Origin of the sequence: Sulfolobus acidocaldarius DSM 639 (genome assembly GCF_000012285.1) — an archaeon.
GTDB classification, from domain to species: domain Archaea; phylum Thermoproteota; class Thermoprotei_A; order Sulfolobales; family Sulfolobaceae; genus Sulfolobus; species Sulfolobus acidocaldarius.
Genome location: NC_007181.1, coordinates 1,020,379 through 1,044,539, shown reverse-complemented (window position 1 = coordinate 1,044,539; position 24,161 = coordinate 1,020,379). Strand labels below are relative to the sequence as shown.

At 35.6% G+C, this 24,161-nt stretch carries 27 protein-coding genes; 14 read left to right on the top strand and 13 right to left on the bottom strand.

The window, feature by feature from the left end; genetic code table 11:
- Positions 1–13: 13 nt before the first annotated feature.
- On the bottom strand, positions 14–1,306 hold the full coding sequence (locus tag SACI_RS05850) for a cryptochrome/photolyase family protein (RefSeq protein WP_011278075.1): 1,293 nt from the start codon (positions 1,304–1,306) through the stop codon (positions 14–16).
- 221 nt (positions 1,307–1,527) lie between these two features.
- On the opposite strand from SACI_RS05850, the gene SACI_RS05845 reads away from it, so the two are divergent.
- Positions 1,528–2,058 (top strand): hypothetical protein, encoded by a 531-nt coding sequence (locus SACI_RS05845; RefSeq protein ID WP_011278074.1) that lies wholly within the window; start codon positions 1,528–1,530, stop codon positions 2,056–2,058.
- Here SACI_RS05845 and SACI_RS05840 read toward each other — a convergent pair.
- Positions 2,039–2,368 carry a hypothetical protein gene (locus tag SACI_RS05840; RefSeq protein ID WP_011278073.1) on the bottom strand — a complete coding sequence of 110 codons (330 nt, stop codon included), beginning with the start codon at positions 2,366–2,368 and terminating at the stop codon, positions 2,039–2,041. The two genes, SACI_RS05845 and SACI_RS05840, sit on opposite strands and share 20 nt — an antisense overlap.
- A gap of 126 nt (positions 2,369–2,494) precedes the next feature.
- On the opposite strand from SACI_RS05840, the gene SACI_RS05835 reads away from it, so the two are divergent.
- Entirely contained in the window at positions 2,495–2,716 is a 222-nt protein-coding gene (locus tag SACI_RS05835) for an LSM domain-containing protein (protein WP_015385578.1), read from the top strand.
- On the opposite strand, the gene SACI_RS05830 is transcribed toward SACI_RS05835, so the two are convergent.
- From SACI_RS05830 to SACI_RS05815, 4 genes are all read right to left on the bottom strand, one after another.
- Positions 2,713–3,084, bottom strand: a complete 372-nt coding sequence (locus tag SACI_RS05830; protein WP_011278071.1) for a helix-turn-helix domain-containing protein — start codon at positions 3,082–3,084, stop codon at positions 2,713–2,715. The genes SACI_RS05835 and SACI_RS05830 overlap by 4 nt on opposite strands.
- Before the next feature lie 286 nt (positions 3,085–3,370).
- Positions 3,371–4,030, bottom strand: coding sequence for an ATP-binding cassette domain-containing protein (locus tag SACI_RS05825; protein WP_011278070.1), 660 nt, complete (start codon positions 4,028–4,030; stop codon positions 3,371–3,373).
- Positions 4,011–5,009: a FecCD family ABC transporter permease gene (locus SACI_RS05820; RefSeq protein WP_011278069.1), complete on the bottom strand. Its 999-nt coding sequence runs from the start codon at positions 5,007–5,009 to the stop codon at positions 4,011–4,013. The genes SACI_RS05825 and SACI_RS05820 overlap by 20 nt, the downstream gene beginning before the upstream one ends.
- A 217-nt stretch (positions 5,010–5,226) precedes the next feature.
- Positions 5,227–6,222, bottom strand: a complete 996-nt coding sequence (locus tag SACI_RS05815) for an ABC transporter substrate-binding protein (RefSeq protein ID WP_011278068.1) — start codon at positions 6,220–6,222, stop codon at positions 5,227–5,229.
- A gap of 152 nt (positions 6,223–6,374) precedes the next feature.
- Between SACI_RS05815 and SACI_RS05810 the strand changes: the two genes are divergently transcribed.
- Entirely contained in the window at positions 6,375–6,758 is a 384-nt protein-coding gene (locus SACI_RS05810; RefSeq protein WP_011278067.1) for a helix-turn-helix domain-containing protein, read from the top strand.
- Positions 6,759–6,769: 11 nt separating this feature from the next.
- On the opposite strand, the gene SACI_RS05805 is transcribed toward SACI_RS05810, so the two are convergent.
- The gene (locus SACI_RS05805; protein WP_011278066.1) at positions 6,770–7,147 is read right to left on the bottom strand and encodes a hypothetical protein; all 378 of its coding nucleotides are present in this window, start codon (positions 7,145–7,147) and stop codon (positions 6,770–6,772) included.
- 269 nt (positions 7,148–7,416) lie between these two features.
- On the opposite strand from SACI_RS05805, the gene SACI_RS05800 reads away from it, so the two are divergent.
- Positions 7,417–7,716 carry a hypothetical protein gene (locus SACI_RS05800; protein WP_011278065.1) on the top strand — a complete coding sequence of 100 codons (300 nt, stop codon included), beginning with the start codon at positions 7,417–7,419 and terminating at the stop codon, positions 7,714–7,716.
- A gap of 23 nt (positions 7,717–7,739) precedes the next feature.
- Here SACI_RS05800 and SACI_RS05795 read toward each other — a convergent pair whose 3' ends face one another.
- Positions 7,740–8,213, bottom strand: a complete 474-nt coding sequence (locus SACI_RS05795; RefSeq protein WP_011278064.1) for a DUF2258 domain-containing protein — start codon at positions 8,211–8,213, stop codon at positions 7,740–7,742.
- A 137-nt stretch (positions 8,214–8,350) separates the two neighbouring features.
- Here SACI_RS05795 and SACI_RS05790 point away from each other — a divergent pair, with 137 nt between their 5' ends.
- From SACI_RS05790 to SACI_RS05775, 4 genes are read left to right on the top strand one after another with little or no spacing between them, the layout of a single operon-like run.
- Positions 8,351–9,640, top strand: a complete 1,290-nt coding sequence (locus SACI_RS05790) for a TM1812 family CRISPR-associated protein (RefSeq protein WP_011278063.1) — start codon at positions 8,351–8,353, stop codon at positions 9,638–9,640.
- A 51-nt stretch (positions 9,641–9,691) separates the two neighbouring features.
- Positions 9,692–12,238, top strand: coding sequence for an aconitate hydratase AcnA (gene acnA / locus SACI_RS05785; protein WP_011278062.1), 2,547 nt, complete (start codon positions 9,692–9,694; stop codon positions 12,236–12,238).
- Positions 12,222–13,478 (top strand): DUF402 domain-containing protein, encoded by a 1,257-nt coding sequence (locus SACI_RS05780; RefSeq protein WP_011278061.1) that lies wholly within the window; start codon positions 12,222–12,224, stop codon positions 13,476–13,478. The genes acnA and SACI_RS05780 overlap by 17 nt, the downstream gene beginning before the upstream one ends.
- 51 nt (positions 13,479–13,529) lie before the next feature.
- Positions 13,530–13,694 (top strand): AbrB/MazE/SpoVT family DNA-binding domain-containing protein, encoded by a 165-nt coding sequence (locus tag SACI_RS05775; RefSeq protein WP_011278060.1) that lies wholly within the window; start codon positions 13,530–13,532, stop codon positions 13,692–13,694.
- A gap of 13 nt (positions 13,695–13,707) precedes the next feature.
- Here the strand turns inward: SACI_RS05775 and SACI_RS05770 are convergent, their stop codons facing one another.
- Both SACI_RS05770 and SACI_RS05765 read right to left on the bottom strand, forming a co-directional pair.
- The gene (locus tag SACI_RS05770; RefSeq protein WP_011278059.1) at positions 13,708–14,850 is read right to left on the bottom strand and encodes a VWA domain-containing protein; all 1,143 of its coding nucleotides are present in this window, start codon (positions 14,848–14,850) and stop codon (positions 13,708–13,710) included.
- Positions 14,851–14,854: 4 nt separating this feature from the next.
- Positions 14,855–15,475, bottom strand: a complete 621-nt coding sequence (locus SACI_RS05765) for an FHA domain-containing protein (protein ID WP_011278058.1) — start codon at positions 15,473–15,475, stop codon at positions 14,855–14,857.
- A gap of 59 nt (positions 15,476–15,534) precedes the next feature.
- On the opposite strand from SACI_RS05765, the gene SACI_RS05760 reads away from it, so the two are divergent.
- The 6 genes from SACI_RS05760 (at position 15,535) to thsA (ending at position 20,483) form a co-directional block, all read left to right on the top strand.
- Complete coding sequence (locus SACI_RS05760; RefSeq protein ID WP_011278057.1) at positions 15,535–16,617, top strand: VWA domain-containing protein; 1,083 nt, start codon at positions 15,535–15,537, stop codon at positions 16,615–16,617.
- 37 nt (positions 16,618–16,654) lie between these two features.
- Positions 16,655–17,326, top strand: coding sequence for a DsbA family oxidoreductase (locus SACI_RS05755; protein WP_015385576.1), 672 nt, complete (start codon positions 16,655–16,657; stop codon positions 17,324–17,326).
- A 10-nt stretch (positions 17,327–17,336) separates the two neighbouring features.
- Positions 17,337–17,717: a CBS domain-containing protein gene (locus SACI_RS05750; protein WP_011278055.1), complete on the top strand. Its 381-nt coding sequence runs from the start codon at positions 17,337–17,339 to the stop codon at positions 17,715–17,717.
- A 72-nt stretch (positions 17,718–17,789) separates the two neighbouring features.
- Positions 17,790–18,395, top strand: coding sequence for a hypothetical protein (locus SACI_RS05745; protein ID WP_015385575.1), 606 nt, complete (start codon positions 17,790–17,792; stop codon positions 18,393–18,395).
- Between the two features lie 58 nt (positions 18,396–18,453).
- Positions 18,454–18,771 carry a hypothetical protein gene (locus SACI_RS05740; protein ID WP_011278053.1) on the top strand — a complete coding sequence of 106 codons (318 nt, stop codon included), beginning with the start codon at positions 18,454–18,456 and terminating at the stop codon, positions 18,769–18,771.
- Between the two features lie 92 nt (positions 18,772–18,863).
- Positions 18,864–20,483, top strand: a complete 1,620-nt coding sequence (thsA, locus tag SACI_RS05735) for a thermosome subunit alpha (protein ID WP_011278052.1) — start codon at positions 18,864–18,866, stop codon at positions 20,481–20,483.
- 4 nt (positions 20,484–20,487) lie between these two features.
- On the opposite strand, the gene SACI_RS05730 is transcribed toward thsA, so the two are convergent.
- Genes SACI_RS05730 through SACI_RS05720 form a run of 3 tightly spaced genes read right to left on the bottom strand, consistent with a single transcriptional unit; the run spans position 20,488 to position 24,158 of the window.
- Complete coding sequence (locus tag SACI_RS05730; protein ID WP_011278051.1) at positions 20,488–21,090, bottom strand: sulfite oxidase-like oxidoreductase; 603 nt, start codon at positions 21,088–21,090, stop codon at positions 20,488–20,490.
- 36 nt (positions 21,091–21,126) lie between these two features.
- Entirely contained in the window at positions 21,127–22,827 is a 1,701-nt protein-coding gene (locus SACI_RS05725; RefSeq protein ID WP_011278050.1) for a glycogen/starch synthase, read from the bottom strand.
- A complete protein-coding gene (locus SACI_RS05720) occupies positions 22,824–24,158 on the bottom strand; it encodes a glycoside hydrolase family 57 protein (protein ID WP_011278049.1) in 1,335 nt (444 codons plus the stop codon). Before SACI_RS05720 ends, SACI_RS05725 begins: the two co-directional genes overlap by 4 nt.
- Positions 24,159–24,161 lie beyond the last annotated feature (3 nt).

The following is a 24,161-nucleotide window of genomic DNA, read 5'->3' as shown; positions in this document are numbered from 1 at the left end:
TTTTTCCCCTTGGTCATGCCTTCGTGCTAAAGTATACTTGTTTGACCATTTCCACTCTTTCTCGCCAATTCACAATTGGTGACGGGTAACCTGTTATTTTATGTAAGTATACTTTATGAATTACTGATGGTGGATAGTCTCTTAACTCCCTTACATAATCCTTTATGAACTTAGCTTCTGGGTCATATTTTTCCTGTTGTTTCCAAGGGTCAAATACTCTGAAAATGTAATCTGTGCCTGTTGATGCTACCCATTGCCAATTCCCATTATTTACAGCTGGGTCATAATCCACTAATTTTGTCGCAAAATACCTCTCTCCCAGTCTCCAGTCGACAAAAAGTACTTTTGTAAGGAAGAATGCGACCAACATTCTCACTCTTCCGTTTATGAAACCTGTGGTATTTAGTGCTCTCATTCCTGCATCTATTATTGGATAACCCGTCATCCCATCCTTCCACGCATTAAAGTATCGTTCACTATTTTCCCACTTTATCTTGTCATACTCTGTTTTGAATGAATGACCAAATACGTAAGGATTTTGATATGCTAATAACGTGTAAAAGTCTCTCCAGTAAAGTTGTCTAGTGAAGGCTTGGTCAGATATTTTTTTGTGGTATACTTCTCTGGGTGATACTGTACCAAATTTTAAATGAGGTGATAGCATAGAGTAGTTCTTCTCAGCTGGGTAATCCTTTCTGGAGTAATCTATCTCCCTATCTAATAACATTAAACCTTCAGGTCTTCCCCCCTTAAGTAAGGGTGACTCAACTTTTTTGAAAGTCAATAGAAAATCTATTGATAAACTATTGCTTATTCGTTCCACATTTATGCTTTTGTCCACAGATTGTGGCTTGGGCACTTCTAGTTCTCTTGCTTTAGTGTAAAATGGTGTAAAGCTCCTACCTATTTTAATTTTCTTTTCTTCAGCTGAAAGTAAGACATCTGGATAAGAGAAGAATTTAATTCCTTTATTCAAGGCATTTTCCTTCATTTTCTCGTCTCGTTGAATGGCGAATGGTGTGTAGTCCTCGTTAATGAAAATCGCATTTACCATATCTAGTTTTGAGACTATATTCTCAGGATACCCGTAATACACGTTTAAGTTTCCATTTAGTTCTTTATCCAATTCAACTAAGGAATTTATTAGGAAAGTAGCAGCGAATTCTGATTTATAAGGATTGTTTATCATTTGTCTAGGGTCAACAATGAAAATGGGATAGATTTTATTACAATGATACACAGCGTTTACAAGTGCTGTATTATCGAATAATCTCAAATCCCTTCTAAATATTACTGCACAATCCACACTAATGATTATACTACAACTAAATAATCTTTTGTTCTAAAACATCATACATTCAGACCGGTGGTCTCTCTTCACTTATCAGCATCCCAGCGTTTACTGATTATTTGAATCTCCATTTAAATAAACTTTTTACATCCTCTCATTTTATTCCTATTTTTATATTCTAATCTCTTTTGTAAGCATAAAGAAATGTTATAAATTCCTAATCAGAGTTAGATTATATGAATTGTGATAAGGAAGCACTTAGGATAATTGACATCATTTTCAACAGTAACCTAATATATGGAAAGGTAGTTTACGAGGACGAGCTAAAGCGTTTAATAGGAAACGAGAAGAAACTGCTGTGTAGTGAAAGGGAGCTCATACAAGCTGTAAAGGTCTACTTGAGGTCCTTAGGCATAGTCGTCATAAAAGGAGGTAACTACACCGGTAAGAAATTAAAGGTTTTTGATGACGGGACTTTTCTGTCTGAGGAGATATACGGTGTAGAATACGACATAATCGATGAGAGAGGTTACATTAACGATAGAATTGTCTTATATAACGATAGAACCGTAGTAAAAGTTGGAGAAAATGAAATGGAGTACAAGATAAATAAAAATGAGGTTATAAAAACGTTAATTAGTCTAGCTACACAGTCCTCAACTAGAGACGAGTTTATAACTAAACTTCTGAAATTTCTTAATGACAATAATGACGTTAGGACTATTCAGTGGTTAAAGGACTTCATTGTCAGTAATAAACACGTTTAGTAAGGTAAATTCTCTGGAATAACTGGACAGCTTTAAGTATTAAAGCATCATCAATTTGTTTCTCCTTTACCATAGGCAGCTTTATCTTTACCCTGTTTCGATAAAAGAAAAGGTAACCTGTGAATCCGTCTATCTTATTGTCCGTGGGTCTTGATAACCATACCTTAAACCGGAACACCTTCTTTTCAATATCTTCTGATAGTTTTATGATGTAAAAGTCATTTATTACTGAATTGTTATCAGCAAAATACTCTTCGAGAAGGATTTCCACGAATTTACTATCGATTGTTCTCAGATCTATTTCATCCATGTCTATTTCAGCATTTTTAAATGTCTTACTGTTGACTGAAACTAAACTCCTGATACTCTGTTAATGAGGTTTGGCATATCATTAAAGTTAAATATCCTTAGATCATGTATGATAGTGGGTGTAATAGTGTCCGAAACAGCTCATAAGGTTTTAGCTGAATCTTTGGGTTCGACTGTTCTAGTTAAACTAAAAGGAGAAAAAATAGTAAGAGGTACTCTAAAAAGTTATGATATGCATATGAACTTAGTCTTAGAGAATTCTGAAGAAATAATGAATGACGGAAGTACAAGAAAAGTAGGTACTATAGTAATAAGAGGAGATAATGTTATCTTAGTGTCTCCTGTTTAAGACTTAAAAATATACTCTTTTAACTTCGCTATCGAAGCTTGTACTAGTTCTTCAAGATCTCTGCTTATTCTCTTAAATAGTTGTTCCCTATCAACATAGTAAACATATATTGGTCTTCCTTTTCTCCCCTCATTAGATACTTTTTCTCTCTCTATAAGACCTTTATTAGCTAATTCACTTAGGGACTTGCTTATTAGTGCCTTACTTACCTTAAATTCTTCAGCTAATTCCTCTATATTTAGTTTCGTGTCAGAGTATAGTAATCTGAATATTAGTTGTACTTCCTTTTCATTGAGTCCATACATGAACTCAAGTAGTTTTTCAATTTGTGTTTTCTTTTGATATGGAATTTGAAGTACTGTCTCCATTTTGTATCACTCCGAATATTACTTGTTTTTGCTAACTAAAAAAAGTGATATATTAAAAAATATGCAAATGTGTACATTTGTACATAAAGAACCACTTACATATAAAATTATATAAGAAGAAATAGGATCTCCTAATAATACTTACCTACTTATATTATCACGGATTGATCGCTTACCCTATATTATACTATGTCAAAAACAAAATATATACTATTTGCTCCGTAAAGAATGGTATTTCTGACATAGAGACTAGAGCTTAAATTACCAATTATTATTTAACTAACCTTTACTCATGGAAAAAGAATCTCCTTCCAGCTACAACTAAAGATCTTATTCTCACATCATAAACTTGCGACAGAATTAAGTCACTAACATTCTCCTTACTTCCTGAATATACTACTTTTCCGTTTTTTACCAAGATTATTTCATCTGCGTAATTTATAACTTCTAGCTCATGCGATGTGATAATAAAATTCTTCTCACTCTTCAGTTTCAATAGGGAATCTAATACAATCATCCTGTTTTTCATATCTAAGTTGGCAAAGGGTTCATCCATTATTACCAAGTCTCCTTCGCCTAAAGCCTTTACTATTAGGACAAGTCTCTTTTGACCAGAGCTTAAATTTTGAAAGTCATTTTCCATAAGATCCGCTATGTTAAAGAGTTCAATGTATTTTTGGTATTCCCCTTTCTTTCGCCCAGCCAGGATAACATCAATCGTTTTCATATTTACCGTATAAAATTCTGCTGGGGAATATGACAAATTCTCGTTAACTATTACTTTGCCTTCAATTGGTTCAATCATACCGATTATTGTCTTTAATAATGTAGTCTTACCAGACCCGTTAGGTCCAAGTATTAGCGTAATACCTGGTCTTAACTCAATATTTACGTTGTCGAGAACAATCTTCTTACCTAGTTTTACTTTAAGCCCCTTCACTATCATTTCTTCTCACCAGAAAAAGTATGAGAAAGGGTGACGCGATCACTGCAAGAATAGGAGTTATAGGGATTATGGTTCCTAACATTCCATCGGCAATTATGTTACTAAGCAACATAACAGTTATTCCTATTCCACTTGAATATACTAGTAGCGTTCTCATATTGCCCCCAATACTTAATCTAATTAAGTGTGGAACCAAAATTCCGATAAACCCTATGACTCCAGCTATTGATATGGTGAAGGAGACAACAAAGCTGATCAAACCTAACCAAAATATTCTAAACCTATTTGGTCTTATACCATGTGTGTAACTTATTTCGTCACTTATCGATACTAAATCTAAGGCTCTTGACATTTTATAAGCTAGAATTAAAAGGACTAGGGTAAGTGTAGTAAGGGCTGGAATTAGTGACCAGCCTACAACTGTGATCTGCCCCATTAGCCAAAAAATGATTGGAGGTATCTGAGGGTATCTTTCCTGAAGCAGTACTAGTAATATAGAATAGGCAGATGAGAAGATATACGATACTATTACACCTGCAATTACTAGCCCATATATTCCTCTACCTCTACCTATTAGAACAGTTATAATTGTGGCTAGAAACGAGAAGAAGAACGCTATCAGTGGTTGGGCGTATATCATTACCGATAAGGGCAGACTAAATCCCAAGAGGAAATAACTTAATATTGCCCCGAATGCTCCTCCAGATGATGTCCCAGCTATATAAGGGTCTATCAAGGGATTTCGTAAAAGGTGTTGCATTATGCTTCCGGATACTGATAAAATTATTCCTATGAGTGCTGCCGTTATTATTGTGGGTAATCTTATTTCGTAAAGTATTAACCTGTAAATCTGTGAGGGATGTAGAATTTCCTGAGGAGGGATATATACGTCTCCATACATTAGTGACAATAGGAGTGATGTAACTGGAAGTATGAGTAATAGTAAGATCTTTAGATAAGTTGATTTAGTAATTTTCACAATAATGTGGATAGCTTATCCATATAATAAAATTTCCTCATTTTACCAAGTTTCTGAGGTCCTCAAGGCTAATACGCTCACTTAACGCAAGTCTTTTACTTAAAATTGTATTTTAATACTACATAAGTCTAGTTAATACTCATTCTTTGTGTAGACGGCTTGTTTACAAGAGAAGAGTAAGATATGTAAAAATATTAATTTTGTTAAAGGTTTTCATTTAATTTTGGTCAAAAATTGGCAACGTTATATTTAATTTAGTCATAAACCAGTTGGTGCTGATGTAATGTGGTACAGGTACACCAGTTATTATATCATGAAATAAGGGAATAGCATAAACAGATAAGATGGATGGCTCGTCAACAACATCAGTAGCCAGACCGGTTATGACGTATACTTGATTATTTTTGACAGCATATGTGTAGTTAAAATATTTGTGTATTAAGTAAATGGTATAGGAATAATTGTAAATTTCCTGTGCAACTATTACATGTGGATCGGCAAGTAAAACTTGAGATGGTGTAACTGTAATATATCCTGTAAAGTTAGAAAATGAGTTGAATCCACCAGCCCTGTCTATTAAATCATTAATGAACACGTTATTACCTATGCTGTAAGCTGTTCCATCACTATCTATCCAGTCAAAATATGCAACAGACACATTTGTTTGTGGGTAGCTCACCATGCTTTGGTTCATCCACTTAATTAACTGATTTGCCTGATTTGTGACATTGAAGAAAGTTGCTATTTGAGAAATGGTGTTGATCACGTTTTCCAAGTTCGAGGCATAGTCACTGTTTGTCACGAGTACTTTCAAACCTGCATTCTCCAGCTGGGGGATATAGCTTCCACTTAGTCCATACTCTAAAACAACGACAGTGGGCTGTAATGCTATAATCCCTGTAATATTTAGGTTGATAACAGAGGTTATCACGGTTACATTAGGGGGTATCATTGAAGTCATATTCAAGGTCTGGAGTAATTGATAAGAATATATGTCCATTCCTACTATATCCTTTCCTAAACCTAATGAGACTAATATTTGGGTATCTGATGGTGCTAAACTAACTATTCGTGGCTTTTCAGGGTTATTTGTTGTATTAGTACTGCTCAATTTCTGTGTTTGGTTTGTATTGTTGATATGTATTAATGTTAAGGAAATTCCAACTAAAATAACTATAATTAAAACGATTGGGATTAAATTTGATATCTTCATGTGTAGTAGGATAGGCTATCCATATTATTTAAAATTTTTCTCTTCGTTTTGATTATCTCTATCATTAACGTAAGCCGATTTAATTAATTGACGTATAGTTTTATAAAAATCGAAGGTAAAGTTTTTTAATTTTTAATAACTTTATATTGCTTATGAGCAAAGAGATGAAGGTGTCTTTCCCAGGTGGAAAAGAAGTAACTATGGGTGACCTAATATCCTTTATCTACGGTTTACCTAAAAGTGATATTGATGTATTACAGGTTCTTATCTCACAAAAGAGAAGGATGAGTAGTGATGAAATTGCAGATGTATTGAAGGTCAGTAAGGCATCTATAAATAAATCACTTAATAACCTGTATGATAAAGGGTTAATTTTAAGAGAGAAAGAGGAAGCAGGAGAAGAGAAGAAGAAGGGAAGACCAAGTTATATATATTGGGTAGATGGAGAGAGGCTTTACGAGAAACTGGAGAGAGATTTAGAGACGTTAGCCTCTCAGATAAAGAAAGAGTTAGAGGAGAGAATGCAAAGTATCTAAAACTAAAGTATCTAACTTTTACTTTCTTCTTGCTTTTCCTCCTTCTTCTGTTCCTTCTTTTCTTGCTTACTCTCCTCCTTTTTCTTCTTCGCTATTTTCTGTGTCTGTACTTCGATCTTGACACTAACTTTTTCTTTACCTTTGCACTCAGTTCTCATAACACCTTGTTCTTCTTCGATCTCACCACAGGTGATGAACTCATTAAGGGGCAAGTCTGAGCTTTTAACCTTATTCTGCTTAGCATACTCACTCAATGCTCCCTTTAAATTAGAATCAGCATTCTTAAGAAATTCAAATATATTCTTTCTATGTCTAAAAGACCTTTTTATCTCTATTTCTTTTCCATCATAATCAATTTTTGCTGTTAGTACATATTTTACAACTTTCATATGATTTAATTATGGGTTAATCATATAAAGCTGACTTCTTGTTTCATAATTTTTAGTAATATTCAAGTTAACAGACAGTTTTAGCTCTAATTAATAGTATTTTATCAGGAGTAGATTTCATTCTTTATTTCATAAGTGTAACCCGTAAAGACATAAGAAAATAAACTAAATATGTCTATTTTTAAGGAAAATGTAGTACCTAAAAATTTTCTATTGAATTTTCTTATTATGGTTAATCATATAAACTTCTCCTTTAATACATTCTATTAATGCCAATAGCAGGTATTCCTTATACTGAAATAGTAATGGCTATAGTAGCGTTTGTACTGGGTTTTCTAGTAGGCTATCTGATAAAAAATGTAATAAAGATCGGTATAATAGTGCTAGCCATAATAGTTATACTAATAGCCATCGGAGTAGTTTCCCCCCATACAGTGGTTTCTGGTCTTCAAAGTATGGGTGTCTATGCAACGCAGGCTGAGCAATATGTGTCGAGAATAATAAATTATCTGCCATATAATTCTATATTGTTTATAATAGGATTTGTTATAGGCTTAGTGAAAGGTTAAGTAAAAATAAATTAAGTTTTTTATTAACTAGAAGATAACAGTTGTTCAATTTTTTTAATTTTTTCCTTATATGTTTGGAGTTCTTTCTCTAGATCTTTAATTTTTTCATTCAGTTGCTTTAACTGGTTACTACATTCCTCTTCAGTGAGATATCTAATTACCCTAATGTTATCAAATTCAAGTTTGTTCTCTCTCTCGTTATATTCAGCGTCAACCAATATTCTTATCACAGATAACTTGTTAAGTTTCATCTCCTTAACTATTATATCATAAAGTTTCTTGTTAAGTTCAGCCACGTCCCTTACAATTACATCTTTAGGAGCAACTCTACTGAATGCTACGAGAGCGACCCTCCTTAACTTATCTGCATACCTTGCTGCTATTATAAGACCCGTGCTTAATTCTATCTTATTTTTTCCTATTACAGTAGCTCTTGCGGTAATATGTTCATACTCTTCAGCTCTCTCTAAATCTCTTTTTTCCTCTTCAGTTGGCATAATATAATTATAGATTTTAAAGGTAAAAAAGTTAATGATGAAAAAATTCATAGTCTCTCCTTATTGTTATTTTTTTAGAGTGTTTCTACCTCACTATTATCATAAAAGTTAATAACGAGAAGTAAGATATTAAACAGATGAAGATATTACTAATTTCAATATGGACAAATTTGAATAATAGAGAAAATAAATACGAGATAATTAATGAAAGAGGAGAGGAGACAGAACGTGAAGTTGTTGAGAGCAAACCATCACTAGCTGAGGTCAAATTCCTAAGGGAATCGGAAGAACAAGTAGACATGTTAGTTTTACTTCCCTCATTTTTATCTGCGTATCTAAAAACTCAAGACTTACCAGATTCTTATGTAGAACTTAAGAAACGTATACAGGAGGAGGTTTTAAAGAGATTTCAGGGGATTGATGTGGAGGTAATCCCTTCATCTGGAACTATTGACGCTGATGGCTTTATGCACATTCATGATAACAGTTTAGGCAATTTCAATTTCTCAGTATACTATTCTGTTTATAATGCATTGACTAGATACAATCCCGATACTGTATTACTAGACTTAAGTGAAACGACATCTTACCTCACTTATTACACGTCAGACGCTGCGAAACTAGCTATTCAAGATTATTATATAACCAAAAGAAAAGCTGATATTCCTCTAATTGAGTTCTCTACTGACTTCGCTAATAAAATAATTACTCTAAAAAAATCAACGATTAGGAATGTCGATATATCTGACTATTTGACATCGCAAGAGATAAAGTTAGCTAAAGGAATGCCAACTTTAAGTAAATCGGAGTTATTCGCTATAGGTAGAGCTTTACAGTTGGGGTTTCCATTGGCATTATTGTATCTTTTGAATGGTATAGAAGAATTGACTAAACCTGAGGACTTTATGCAAAAAATAGAAGAGAGTATTACCGTTTCCAAGAAGGAGCAGGAAAAAGAATATCTTGTAAGTTCTGGGGTCAGAGCATATAACACAGCTCCCTACTACTTTATGGGATACCACTTTATCGAAGCTTATAAGGTTAAATCGGAAACCGGTGAGTATACTTTAGACGATTTACTAAAGCTAATAGATGTATATAATGAGCCAGCCAGATCTCTGATTAAAAGGGAACTAGAAATATTGAAGAGATTAGCTGGACTTAAGGATGACGGTGAGTATATTCTTGATTACTTAATAAGATTAGGAAACAGCAGGGTACTAGATTGGTTAGAAAATGTACCGATTGGGGAAAGTAAAATAGATTGCGAGATTTCAGAATACGAGATGATATCTCATGCCGGTATGGGTAGATACTTTACTATAGTCAATAGGGATAAGGACGGTAAGATTAAGATAAGTTATGCACAGGAATGTTTAAAAGACATCACGAACTGGATAAAGAGTCTGGGTAAAGAGGGTGAGTAATACTCTGTATATCATAAAATTCTTATTCTCAGAGCTTACAGTATATATTCGATGAGTCAAATCCTAGAGTCTAATATAAGGTATTATCCAATAAAGCAGTTGAAAGACAGAGGATATGACGTAGACTCCTTACCATATTCTCTAAAAATCCTGGTGGAGAACACATTTAGGAACCTTGATAACGTAAAAATAACGGAGGAAGATTTAGACGCAATCGCTTCATGGAAAACAGGTAAGGAATTTTCTTTCCTACCTACGAGAGTTGTTTTACAGGACTATACTGGCATTCCCCTTCTTGTGGATTTAGCTGCGATGAGAGACGAGATGTCTAAGAGGGGAGAGGACCCCCTAAAGATAAACCCTATAGTTCAGTCTGATTTAATTATAGACCATTCAGTACAAGTTGACTACTATGGAACTGCTTCTTCATTACTCCTGAATAAGAAGAAGGAATTTGAAAGAAATGTTGAGAGATATAAGTTCTTGAAATGGGCTCAGAGAAGCTTTAAGAATTTGAGAGTATTTCCCCCAGGAAAGGGTATAATTCATCAGATAAACCTAGAGTACCTGAGCAAAGTAGTAGATGTTAAGGAATTTAGAGGTCAGTTAACAGCTTACCCAGAGATTGTGATAGGTACCGATTCTCACACACCAATGACCAACGGTTTAGGTGTGCTTTCATGGGGAGTTGGTGGACTTGAAGCTGAGGCTGTAATGCTTGGAGAACCTTATACCATGGCAGTTCCTGAAGTAGTGGGAGTAAGGCTTGTAGGAGAGATAAAGGAAGGGGTAACACCCACAGATATAGTTCTGTATATAACCGAAAAACTGAGAAAGAAAGGAGTTGTTGGAAAGTTTGTCGAGTTCTTCGGTCCATCTCTTGGAAATCTAACAGTACCTGATAGGGCTACAATAGCAAATATGGCTCCAGAATATGGGGCTACAGCAAGTTATTTCCCAATTGACTATCAGACCTTAAACTATTTAGCTGCAACTGCTAGGGAGTACAAGTTAGTAGAAAAATATGCTAAAGCTCAGGGAATATTCTATGAGAGTCAGCCAAAATATTCTGAAGTAGTCACAATAGATCTGTCTGAAGTAGAACCTGCAATAGCTGGTCCCAAAAATCCAGATGAGAGAGTTCCCCTGAAGGACCTGAAAAAACTATTTCAGGAGAAGAAGGATAAGAAGAAGGGAAGTCTAGTCAAAGACCTCGATGTAGTACTTACTGCCATAACCAGCTGTACTAACACGTCAAACCCAACAGTTATGATAGGAGCTGGAATTTTAGCCAAGAAGGCTATTCAGCACGGCATAAGAAGTAAATCCTATGTAAAAACCAGCATGGCTCCTGGTTCTCCTGTTGTTGTTGAGTACCTTAAAGAGTCTGGCTTGCTACCTTATCTGGAAGCTCTAGGTTTCCATGTTGTTGGTTTTGGATGCACAACATGTATAGGTAATGCTGGTCCTCTACCCAAAAAGATAGAGGAGGACGTTAAATCAAACAAGTTAGAGGTTTATGGTGTAATTAGCGGAAATAGGAATTATGAGGGCAGAATAAATCCCTATCTCAGTGGAGTATTTCTGGCTTCACCAGTTCTAGTGGTTGCATTTTCACTCGCAGGGAGAATAGATATTGATTTCTTCAATGAGCCAATTGATTATGATCCTAATGGTAATCCTGTATATCTCAGGGACATATGGCCTACTACTAAGGAAATTTCAGAATACATTAAGCTGGGAATGAATCCTGAGTTCTACAAGGCTGTCTATTCGCATATCTTAGAGGGAGATGAAAACTGGAATAATTTACAGGTTAAAGAAAGCGAATTATATAGTTGGGATGAAAAGTCCACATATATAAGGATGCCTCCATGGATATCTCTAGATCTTAAACTTGATGACGTAAAGAATGCTAGGATCTTACTACTCTTAGGCGATAAAATTACAACAGATCATATATCACCAGCCGGTCCAATCGACAAGGATTCCGTTGCAGGAAAATATCTTTCAGAATTAGGTGAACAGGATCTTAACACATACGGAGCTAGAAGAGGAGACCATGAGGTTATGCTTAGAGGGGGATTTGCAAACTCTAAGTTGAAGAATTTACTAGTAGATGTTCAAGGCGGTTTTACTAAACACTTCCCTGATGGTAAAGTAATGAGTGTTTACGAAGCCTCACAACAGTATAAGAAGGAAGGTGTTCCTTTAGTCATAGTTGCAGGTAAACAATATGGATCTGGAAGTTCAAGAGATTGGGCTGCTAAGGTAACTGCATTACTAGGGGTTAAGGCTGTACTGGCTGAGAGTTTTGAGAGAATCCACAGAAGTAACCTAGTGGCTATGGGTGTTGTGCCAATAGAAATACCAGACTGGAAGAGTTTAGGTATTAAGGGAGATGAGATAGTAAATGTATATCTGAAGGATTTGAAGCCGAAATCTAAGGTTAAGGTGGAGTTCATAAAACAGGATGGTAGTAAAGTTGAAGTACAAGGATTAGCTAGAGTTGATACCAACGTAGAGCTAGAGTACATTAAACAGGGTGGAATTTTAAAGTATGTATTTAATAAATTAATACATGAGAGTCAGAATTAGAGGCATTTATGCTACTGCTCTTACTTACCTCTTTTTAAAGAATGGCTTCGAGATAGTTCAACAAACTCCGCAAATAGCGGAGCGTTTTTTTATGGATATTATTAGGTCACCTGCAGATGTTACTGTAAAAGATGGTATAGACAAGGGGGAGATAGTAAGCGTAGGTGAAGATATATACAACTTTATGAGATCTATTTTTAAATATTCTCCTATATGGAGGTCTCCAATTAAGTTATATTCAGTAGTAAGCACTGAAGATTGTAAATTCATGAATTTTATTGTAGAGCCTTGCCTATCTGAGGGTCTAGTGATAAAACCTCCAGTTGAAGGGAAGATAATACTTTCTTCCCCGCGAGCAGTAGGAAAATTTGCTATGGTTTGGAAAGGAGATGGGAGAACATTTTTCTCAGAGCATATTGATGAGAGAGACAGTCAACGGCTTTTGTCTGTTAGTATTCCGTTTAATAAGAAAGGGTATAATGTAAAATGGAGAAGTAACGCAGCAATGGCGACTACTGCAGAGCTTAAAGAGGAATTGGAAAATTTAACAATGAGATATAGTTATAATGACTTTAGAGAACAGGGAGAGGACTTCCTGAAAGTTACCTTATCATTAGAGGATAAACTATTCTTAGATGACATTAGGAGTCTGGTAATTAACACCATGAAGTTTCATCATATGCTCAAAATGACCTATTCAAACGAAGTAGACATTGAAGAAGGTAAAGTAAATCCTTCTCCTGAGAAATTGTTAACATCGTTAATTGGAGATAATATGATTGAAGCCATTGAACATGTAAAGCCAAATGGTAAACGTGTACTCTTGAAGGGTGGTACAATTGTCCAGAAGGAGATTGGTAGAGATTACTATTGGCTTAAAATAAGGAGGGAATTCAAGAGTGGGGGGATTTATGACGGTTTAAATCTGAAGATTGAAGACGGTGACTATGATTTAGTCGAATTAGACTCACGAAACTGGTATCAAATTCACAGGTATCATGACAGAAACAATAATCTAAAGGGTTTATATGTAAATATTTCCACTCCTCCTGAATTACTTAAGAATAGAATAAGATACTTAGACTTAGAAGTAGACGTGGTAAAAGTAAATAATACTGTCAACATTATTGACCTGGAAGAACTGGAGGCAAATAAGCCTATACTAGGTGAATTTTTGTACAAGAAAGCTCTGGAGATTGCTCAAAATATTAAAGACAAATTGAATGAGGATAAAATTTGAATAAAAAAAGAAACAAAAACTTTATATTTTCAGTTTTTAATTTATTATTTGATGGTAGAAGATATTGTTAAGGTCTCTAGGAATTTTCAGATAACTATACCGGTTAGAATAAGAAAGAAATTTCCGATTAAAGAAGGAGATTTAGTGAAAGTAATATACGACGAGAAGGATAATACAGTTAGAATAGTTAAGATAACTGAGGAAGAACTAAGATAAATTTAGTCCTTGTTTAAGACCTCAACTTCTTAGTAACTTCACTAGTTATTTCCTTAGATATCTTTCTAGTTTGCTCTACTGTACCTATTCTTCTAGTTGTCTCTATACTTTCGCTTATTCTTCTAGTTGTCTCTATTAGCTCCATTCTTCTAGTCTGCTGTGCTATCATTTGCATTTGTTCTACAGTTCTGGTTGCTTCTGATAAATTGTTGGAGTTCAATTGATTAGCTAACTTGCTCATTAACTCATAGTAACGATATTCATTAACCAAATCATTATTTATACCGTCTAGGAAGCGCTTTACATCATTTGCTCTTGTTATATCAAAGTTAACCTCTAGTCTATTAATCCTACTTGACAAAGGATCTTCATAAGATATTTTGACTGTTGCAAGCCTCCCAGTGAAATTAGGTGGAATTATTATCTCGCCATACACTCTTACCACTGATTCCACTGCGCCTAGCTTTACTGGTGGTCCAGGATAATTCAACAATTTGACCTGAGTCTCTGAAACTATATCTATGCTAACGTTCTTAGCTCCTATTTCCGTAACCGCTGACTGTGGCAACATTTCAGCTATTTCCTTAGCATCCTCTACGTGATACAGTATTCCTGCAGTCTTATCTGTTATTACCTTAAGTAATCTTTCATTGTAATCATCGCCTATACCAAACGCTATTACCTTATAGGCTTCAGGATAATTCAGTTTTTCATAAGCATCTGTCTCAGGTACGTCAGTAGGCTGTCCATCTGTTAATAATATTATGTATCCTGGTAAATCGTGTTTTTTGGCTATTTCGATTGCTCTCTCTAAAGCTCTATACAGGACTGTTTGTCCACCTGACCTTATCTGTTTAATTTGTTGAACTAATGATGGTGCATCTGCATATTCGCTTAATATATTAACGTTATTGGAGAATGTCAGGAAAGATATCTTATTCCCTTCAGGTATCCTGCTCAATAGTTCCATTGCTCCTTGTTTAGCTGTCTCTATCTTTACACCATACATGGAGCCTGATGTATCTAGGAGTATTATGTAATGAAACCCACGTGCAGTCGAAACTTTTTCCGGAACTATAATTAATCTAAACACTCCTTTCAGGGGGGAGGTAAAAGAGTACTTGTGACTTAATTCGGCTTTAACTGATATGGTCATAAACTCACTCCTTTAATATTCGTACTATTGTCTGATTACCAAGTTTAATAATTGAGTTAGGCTCTATCTTCTGTTTCCCCTTAATTGGAGTAAACTGCTTTCCATCGTAAACATAAGTCCCATTCGTACTATTCAGATCTTCAATATATAACTCACTATTATCAAGATATATAACTGCGTGTTTTCTAGATACTTCTGAATCAGGAACTATGACAATGTTTTCAGGACTCCTACCCATTGATACACTAGGAAACAGATCGAAATTAAGTAGGACTTTTTTGTTTACTAAATTCTCATTTGGTGTTTGTATAAAGTAAATGTAATATCTGTTTGTAGGCTGTGATGCCTGTTGGGGTGCTGGAGTCGATGAGACCGGTTGAGGTTGAGCTGGTTCTGGTTGTGGTAAAACGGGCTGTTGAGCAGGCTGTTGAGGTGTTGCTACTTGAGCTTGTACAGGAGGGTTCGTAACCACCTGTTGCTGTGTTACTACTCCTTGTGCTTGTGGTTCACTTGGTTGTTGCTGTGGTAATTGTTGTGCTTCTGAACTCTTTTGAGCTCCACATTTAATGCAAAATAATGCATCATCATCGTTTTCATAACCGCATAAATTACATTTCCACGTCATACACGTAATATTCTGTATTAAAGTATATATAGTTTTACCCCTATAATATATTATAACAAATGACAGTTAGCGTTTCTTTAAAATCTTCAACTAATTTGGCGTTTACAGGGAAGCCCACACAGGTCAGTTTGATAGTTAGGGTAAGCCCTACTTCATTTGCCTCCCTCTCAGGTATACATTACGTTGTTATGATAGACAATAGTCCATCAATGAAGAAGGAGAATAAAATAAATTTGGCATTGTCTTCAGCAAGTAGATTGGTTCAAGATATAATCCCTGGAAACTTCATATCAATATACTTATTTTCCAATGATATAGAAACACTATATGAGGGTGAATCTGGCAAACAAATAGAGTTAAAGAGTATTAAAATGGGTTATACTACTAATTTACATAAGGCAATTACTAAAGTTCTTGAAAAATTTAAAAGTTCTGAGATACCGGTTAAAATAATCCTATTATCTGATGGAAAACCGACCGATAAACGATATTCCAGAGATTATGAGTCCTTACAAGTCCCTAAGAATGTCCAACTTATTACTATAGGGTTAGGCGAGGACTATAATGAAGCGATTATGAAGATACTCGCAGATAAGGGTTCAGGAGTGTTTTATCATATTAATGACCCTTCACAACTCCCAACTACTCTTGTGGAGCAGAAATCTGACAAGGTAGCTGCTTATAATCTTACTCTGAATTTTTCAGAAGGTCTCGAAGTAATAAACTATGAGATGCCTGTGAATATTCCTGTTGTAGACAAGGACGTGAATGTATATGCTGTTGGAAATATCCCTCCAGGAGAGACTGATTATACTTTGAAAGTCACAGGAAATTATGTAGATAGTGTTAGCAATAAAAACATAGAAATTGATGAAAGCCTAGTTATTAAGAGAGCTCCTGACGATGAAGTTAGAAGTAATTTTGATCGTACAGTGATCAACGAGGTAAGCTATTACATGCTGCTCAGGTATTATGGTAACCTTATATCCGAAGGAAAGTCTGAAGAAGCTACCAGAGTCGTGCAAGAACTATTAACAGCCGCAGAGAGAACTAAAAGGGTGGAGTTAATAGAAAGAACAAAGAAATTGGTAAACGATCCTAAAGTTGACCTATCTGAAGTTACAAAAACAATGAGGACATGAGTTGATTTTAAAAATATTTGCAACAGATATCACCACAATGATTAAGATAACATTCTTTCATGATGTAATATGCCCGTTCTGTTACGTTACGTCAAAGCGGCTAAGGAAAGTTATAACTGAATTTAAGGATCAAGTAGTTGTAAAGCATAAGGCTTTTGCTATAATATCATCGCTAGAAGATCTAAAAGAAGTAGCATTTACACCTGAAGAGGCTAAAAAATTATTCTTCAATGAATTCCAAATAGTAAAGAAATATTTTCCAGATTATGATCCAGATAAGATAATTGAGAAAAGTAAATTCACTTATGTATGGTCTATTCCACCTTTAGTTGCATGTAAAGCTGCAGAGTTTCAGAAGGGAGACGAAGGGCATTGGGAATTCTATGACAAAGCTCAAGATAGATTCTTTCTTCAGGGGGAAGATATAACTGATGAACAAGTTCTGATAAGTATTGCGAAAGAGTTGAATCTCGATTTAAACAAGTTCAGAGAGGATATAAGGTCTAAGAAGACTAGATTATCTGTGATTCAGGACGAAGAGGAGGCTAAGGCTATGGGAATCAAGGGCGTACCAGCGATACTAATTAATGACGAGTGGCTGGTTAGGGGAGTTCAGTCTGAGGAATATTATAGGGACGTTATTACAGACTTGCTTCAAAATAAACAGCCCACTAAAGTGAAATTAAAAGCTTATTGGGAAAAAGATTAAGTTTTATATTATGAAAAGTGTAAAAACCTACATGTCTACACCCATATTTCAAGTAGAGTTAAATACATCAATACAGGAAACCTGTAAATTAATGCTCGAGAAGGGTGTAGGGTCTGTAATAATAACAGAAAATGGTGCTCCAAAGGGAATTTTTACTGATAGAGACGCTGTAAAAGCTTTCTCTAGTGGTCTTAATCCTAATGATGAGGTGAGATTAGCGGCTACTATGGGCAATTTAATAATAATTGAGGAGGACACAGATCCCTTTACTGCCATAGACCTCATGACTAAGAATAAAATAAGACATCTGCCAGTTAAAGATAAGAAGGGTAACATAATTGGTATGTTTGCGATAACTGATATTTCAAAGGTACTTCATGATATATATTAAGGATATATATGAATAAGGACTGAAATATCTACATATAAAAATATTAATGCCCATAAATATTACCTCATATAAATGATACTATTACGCCTTCTACCTGAGAAGTCCAGTAACTTGAAAGAAGTCTTAAATGCCGAGCTTAGAAACTGTACAGAGTCAAAGAGTATCAATCTCTCGTACGGAAAAATACTACCACTCACTGAACATACATATGACTTCATAATATCCCCAAACCTTTTGAACGGAGAACTGTACCTGTTATCTGCTTTTGAAGGCCTCATTATAATTAATTCACAATTCTTCTCACCTAAAATTTACGAGAACAATCTTAATCTAAGATTAAAAGGGAGGACCCTACAAATAGGTTCACCGTTAATAAAAGACGCAATCACGGTAACTGGCACCACATACAAGCTGGACAGTAAGGATGAAATAGTAAGAGCAATAATTCCATTACCTTTCAAGGACTCTGTTTTCGATAATGTTGTAATCTCTGAAGTCATGGATTATGATGTTGTTAGAGAGGCATATAGAGTGACTAAAAGGGGAGGAAAGGGAATGATAATTGTTCCACAAAATAACGCAGTTGACGCATTAAAGGTACTTTCTATAAAATTCAGGATAATTTCAGCTAGTGAAGTAAATAAGTATTGGATAATAGAGGGAGTAAAGGTAAGATGATTTGCGTAGATGACATGGGTAAGTAAATCTTATTAAAACGCTCATTGAATCGTTAAATATGGTTAAGGTATACAAATATAACGATTATTATTTTGCCGGAGTAAGCCATGTAATTCCTGGATACCTGCAAGATGTGTTATTTATTTATAAAAACGGTAATACATGGGTCACAGTTAGTGCAGAGAGATTCAATTCCCAGAATGGCTCTTTAATTCAGATAAAGGAGAGAATAAAGTATGCGACACATGAGGACGATATTGATAAAGCGGTAAATGAGCTAAGAAGGATGGGCATAAGTATAGAAGAAGTGAGGAATCCTCCATTTAACACTAAGTTACTAGAGGGTAAAAAGAAGATTCAGGCTGAGTTCGATTAAGCAATTCTCAGACCCTGTTTCTCTCATCAAAACGTCAGTTCCGCAGAGTCACATCATGTAGTTTTAAATATTATGGTGTTCTTTTTAAATGCATGTACTCGCTATATAAAGAGGGAACGAAGGAGCAAAGTGGTGTCACAGTAATAAAGAACAACATATTAGCAGTAAGAACTTTGGCTGAAATGTTGAAGAGTAGTTTAGGACCAAAGGGAATGGATAAGATGTTGATTTCAGGAACATCAGATGTCACAATAACAAACGATGGTGTAACAATAGTAAAGGAAATGGATATACAACATCCCGCAGCAAAATTAGTTGTGGAAGCTGCTAAAGCTCAAGACGCTCAGGTAGGAGATGGTACTACCTCAGCAGTAGTATTAAGTGGATTCTTAGCAGATGAAGCTGATAAACTAATTGATCAAAAAATACATCCAATCGTTATTATTGAAGGATATAAGAAAGCGCTTCAAATCGCTTTAGAAACTGGTAAATCAGTAGGTTTGAGTGTAAACCCACAGGACAGGAAATCGCTCAAGAATGTTGCCTTTACCGCATTGTCAAGTAAATTCTTTGCAAATTCAGAAACCTTAAACAGAATAATAGATGTCTCTATAGATGCAATATTATCCGTTGTAGAAAAAGTAGACAATGCTTACAAGGTGGATTTATCTAATATTAAATTCATAAAGAAGAAGGGAGAAAGCGTAGACGAGACAACTTTAGTCAGAGGATATATTTTGGACAAGGAAGTTGCACATGAGAATATGCCAAGAAGAGTTGAGAAAGCTAAAATAGCAATATTAGACTTCCCCCTGGAAGTGGAGAAACCTGAGATTTCTGCTAAGATGAGCTTTAATGATCCTTCTCAGATCAAGTTAGCATTAGAGGAACAGGCAAAGTACATAAGATCCATGATTGATACCCTTGAAAAAATTGGTGCGAAGGTTGTTATAACTCAAAAAGGAATGGATGACATAGCGTTACACTTCTTGGCTAAGAAAGGAATAATGGGAATAAAGAATGTCAGTAGGAGCGATGTGGAAAAAGTTGCTAAGGCTACAGGTGCTAAAATAATATCCTCACTAAAAGACGTTTCTTCAGAAGACCTTGGTCAAGCAGAATTGGTGGAGGAAAGAAAAATTGGTAACTCAAAGGTTATTCTCATAGAAGATTCCAAAGACACTAAAGCTGTAACAGTTCTGATTAGGGGTTCAAGTGAAATAATAATGGATGAGCTAGAGAGGAGTTTTCAAGATTCATTGAACGCAATTAAGAACGTTATAGAGAGCCCATACATAGTTGGTGGTGGCGGATCTTATGAAGTTGAGTTAGCAATGAAGATCAGAGAAGAATCAAAGAAGGTTGGTGGAAAAGAACAATTGGCGATAGAGGCTTTCGCAAATGCTCTAGAGGAGATTACAACAACCTTAGCAGGAACTGCAGGTATGGACGAGATAGATACTGTTGTGAAGTTAAGGAATCTACATGCGAGTGGAATGAAATTTGCTGGAATTAATGTACTTAAGGGTAAGGTTGAAGAAGACGTGACCAAGGAGAACATCATTGATCCATTGATAGTTAAGGAGAGTGTACTAAAGAGTGCTACAGAAGCTGTCACAGCACTACTAAAGATAGATGACTATATTGCAGCTTCACCAACACAACAGAAAGGCGCAGGAGAACAACAAATGCCTCAATATCCTATGGGATAAAAAGTTAAAATATAGGATTTCTTTTCTTTCCCTCATGACTTACTCCTTGTCCCTTAAACCTTTCTTCATCCCAAACATTTCCTCTTTCATGATAACCTCTTTCCTCCCAGAATCCGTCAATATATTCTCTCGAGAACTGTATTGCCGTTAACCATTTGGCACTTTTCCAGCCATATAGGTGAGGGATAAACGGTCTAGCGGGAAATCCTGACTTAATATCTAGGGGTCTACCATTCATCTTAAGGGCTATTATGGAATCTTCATGCAAGGCATCTTCTAATGGCACTACGGTTGTGTAACCATCCAATGAGTAGAAGATAACCCACTTCGCTCCTGGCTTCACTTTTGCCTTCTCGGCTATTGTCTTCATCTTTATTCCCTCCCATTCAACGTTTTCTACACTCCAGCCTGTAACGCAATGAAAGTCTTTGGTATACTTTACGTCGATCATCTTCAGCATTTCTTCATAAGTAATCTCTATTTTATTCTCAACCTCTCCAAAAATTTTGAGCCTATACTCGTTTAAGTTTACTTGGGGTACACCCAAAGCTGCATAATAAATGAATCGTTTCACATACTTTTGTCCTGGTGGAACTTCTTTCTGCATTGTTTATAACTTGTATAATAAGTATTTAAAATAGCGTTAAAATGATGCTAACAGTCTATATTTCGCCATGGTCTGAGCCTTAGAATAGCACTCCTGTAACTGCTTAGCACTTGCTGACCATCTGAAATTCTCATTAACTCTCCTTACACAATTTTGCCTTATTTTGTCCCATAACTTCACATCATTCGTCTTAACTTCAGTATATTTTAGAAAATCTCCATTGTTTGTTTCTGAAGCCATAGACAATGATAAAGCAGAAATTAACGCTTTTGATAGTTCCCAGACATTTTCCGGTTCTACCAGTAGTCCTGTTCCCTGCTCTTGGTCAACCCTGATGTCTACTATACTCTCTCTCAGCCCGCCTACCGAGTATGCAACTACCGGGGTTCCTACAGCCATTGACTCTACTGCAACTAGCCCAAATGGTTCCCATCTTGAGGGTATCACAAACACTGAGGCACTATAGTAGAAGAGCCTGTACAGTTCCTTACTCATTTTGCCTAGGATTATCCTAATGTTACCACCGTGTCTAGATATATTAGATACCACATTTTGTAGTAATCCATAGTCTGAGGAGGGTAATCCTAATATTATTAGACGGGCATTGTTAATGGTCTTAAGTACTTCATCAAATGCTATGAGTAATGAGTCTATTCCCTTCTGATAAACCATTCTTCCTGCAAATAGAATTAGAGGACCGTTTTCTAGTCTACTATATGTCCAGTCATCCTTTATACCTATATTGAATCTGTTATTCCAAAGTATGTTACCTGTAGTGTAATCCTCAGGGGTTACTCTTAGGACTTCTAGTTCGTCAAATAACCTTTTTCTTATTTCAGCCCTATCCTCAGTCCCAAACTTGCTGTAAGCGTACTTTTTAGTCTCCTCTACTTCCCAATCAGTACCGTTATAATGGATACAACTCTTGTTCTCTATCCAGTTTCCTATGAAGTTAAATATATCATATGTTAGGTAGCTTTTACTAACTGATGTTATTAGATCAGCCTCATAAGAACCAAACTTTTCTATGGAACCAGAAGAGAAGAAATCCCACACTTCTCTAGTTGTGTACAAGTCATGTTTTATTATTCTCCAAATGTAATGTGGATAATTCATCAGTCCACTCCAATCTTCTGACGCGTAATGCCAAGGTGCACTGACCTTGTTTAACAGGTGAACTGTAAATACTAGAGGAACTATTACTCTCCTAGCCTCAAATGTAAATTTAGCAGTCACACCTGCAATTACAGAGTGCCAATCATGTACGTGTATTATGGACGGTATGTCATTAGGTATTGAGAACTTTGCATACTTCTCGACAGCCCTAGCCAGAAGTGAAGATTTCTCCATGGCGTTATCGTAAATGTTCCATGAATCAATTATCCTTCCCGTGTTGTAATCCAGTCCTTTAATTAAAACCACGTTCATTCCATCCAAATTTCCATGTTCAAACCCTAGCTTGTAGTGATAAGATTTACCATCAATACCTATTCTATCTCCTTCTGCGACTAAAGATATTTCGTTCAATTTAAGGAGTGACCTATAATAGTCATTAAGATGACGACCATGGCTTGGCATGATTACAGTTACTTTTATACCCTGCTTAACTAATTCTTTACCAAGATTATATACTACTGGTCCCAATCCCCCTAGACTAGCTACTTTCTCTAGCTCGGCACTGATCATCCAGACGTGCTTTAGTTCGTCCTCAAACCATAGGCTTTCATATCTCTTCATTGCTTAATCCACTCTTGAATATACTTTTCGAAGTCTTTATATTCTGGCTTTTGTTTTATCAGCTCTTTATACTGGTCTATCGTCCAAACTTCCTTACCTCTCTTCAAACCCTTGTAAAATATAAACGGTTCATTTTCTATCTTTAACTTCTTTCTCATTTCCTCTTGAAACATCGAGATAGCGTAAATCTCGTTTATGAACGCATCAATTGGTGAGTTAAAGGAGCTAAAATATGAGTGAACCTCTGCTGGACTACTACTACCTAAAAACAGGTAATAATAATGATCACTAGTTGTGAAATACTTCCAGGCTTTAAGGTACTCTTTACCCAACTCTTTTGCCAACATTTCGGTTCTTCTGACCATTTCATCATAAGCCCATTGCATTATATTTCCTAACCAACTTGACTCATCCTTGTTTATATCAGCCCAAGACGATGTTTGAGTTATTTCTATCTCTTGAACAGCCCTATCATATACCTCTTTAGGTAGTTTCATCTTTATTTCTCTTCTAGAAAGTTCTCTTGGTAACCATCTCAAGAAGTCTAGGATTCCGCTCTCAGGCCAATGATGCTCCCCAAATGTTTCATAATCAACGAAGATTAATCCAACATCACCCTCTGACCACAGTACCCAATCAGAGAGTTTTTGTGCAGTCAATGGGTATTGGTCCCAATTCCTGTTCGAAAACCTGAAGGCAATATCATCACTTAGCCTATAGTTTCTCAGTAAGCCTACTAATTTACTGTTCTTTATTCTGTAGACATAATTTGGTGATCTACCGTTCAGTACGCTCTCTTTTCCTTCCATTATAATTGATTTGAAACCTAAGTTCTCAACTTCCTTTAATATTCTGGGAGTAACTAGTAGTTCAGTGTTCTCAAAAGTTGTCGGTGTCTGATCAAAGTATTCCTTTATTAATTCTGAGTGCTGTTTAACTTGTTCTTTCCATTCATCTAAGTCATCCCACAAACCTGTTATCGAGTGGTAATAAGTTTGAGATAAAAACTCCACCTTTCTTGTATACGATAGCTGTTGAAGTAAGTCTATTACTTCTCTTCCCCACTTTTCTGCCTGCTCCATGAAGGTTCCTGATATTGAATAGAATACCTTGACGTCATATCCTTCATTTTCCCCCCTCTCAATTTCATCTAGAATTATCTTAGTTGCAGGTATATAGCATTTTTGTTTAGCTCTAAGAAATACATCCCTATTTAACTGGTTATCAAAATATTTTTCTATCGGATTATCTCTAAATTGGGGGTTCCAAAAGTAGCTTCCTTTTATTCTAAAAGGCTGGTGAACTTCGAACCCTAAGATGACATTTCTCATATG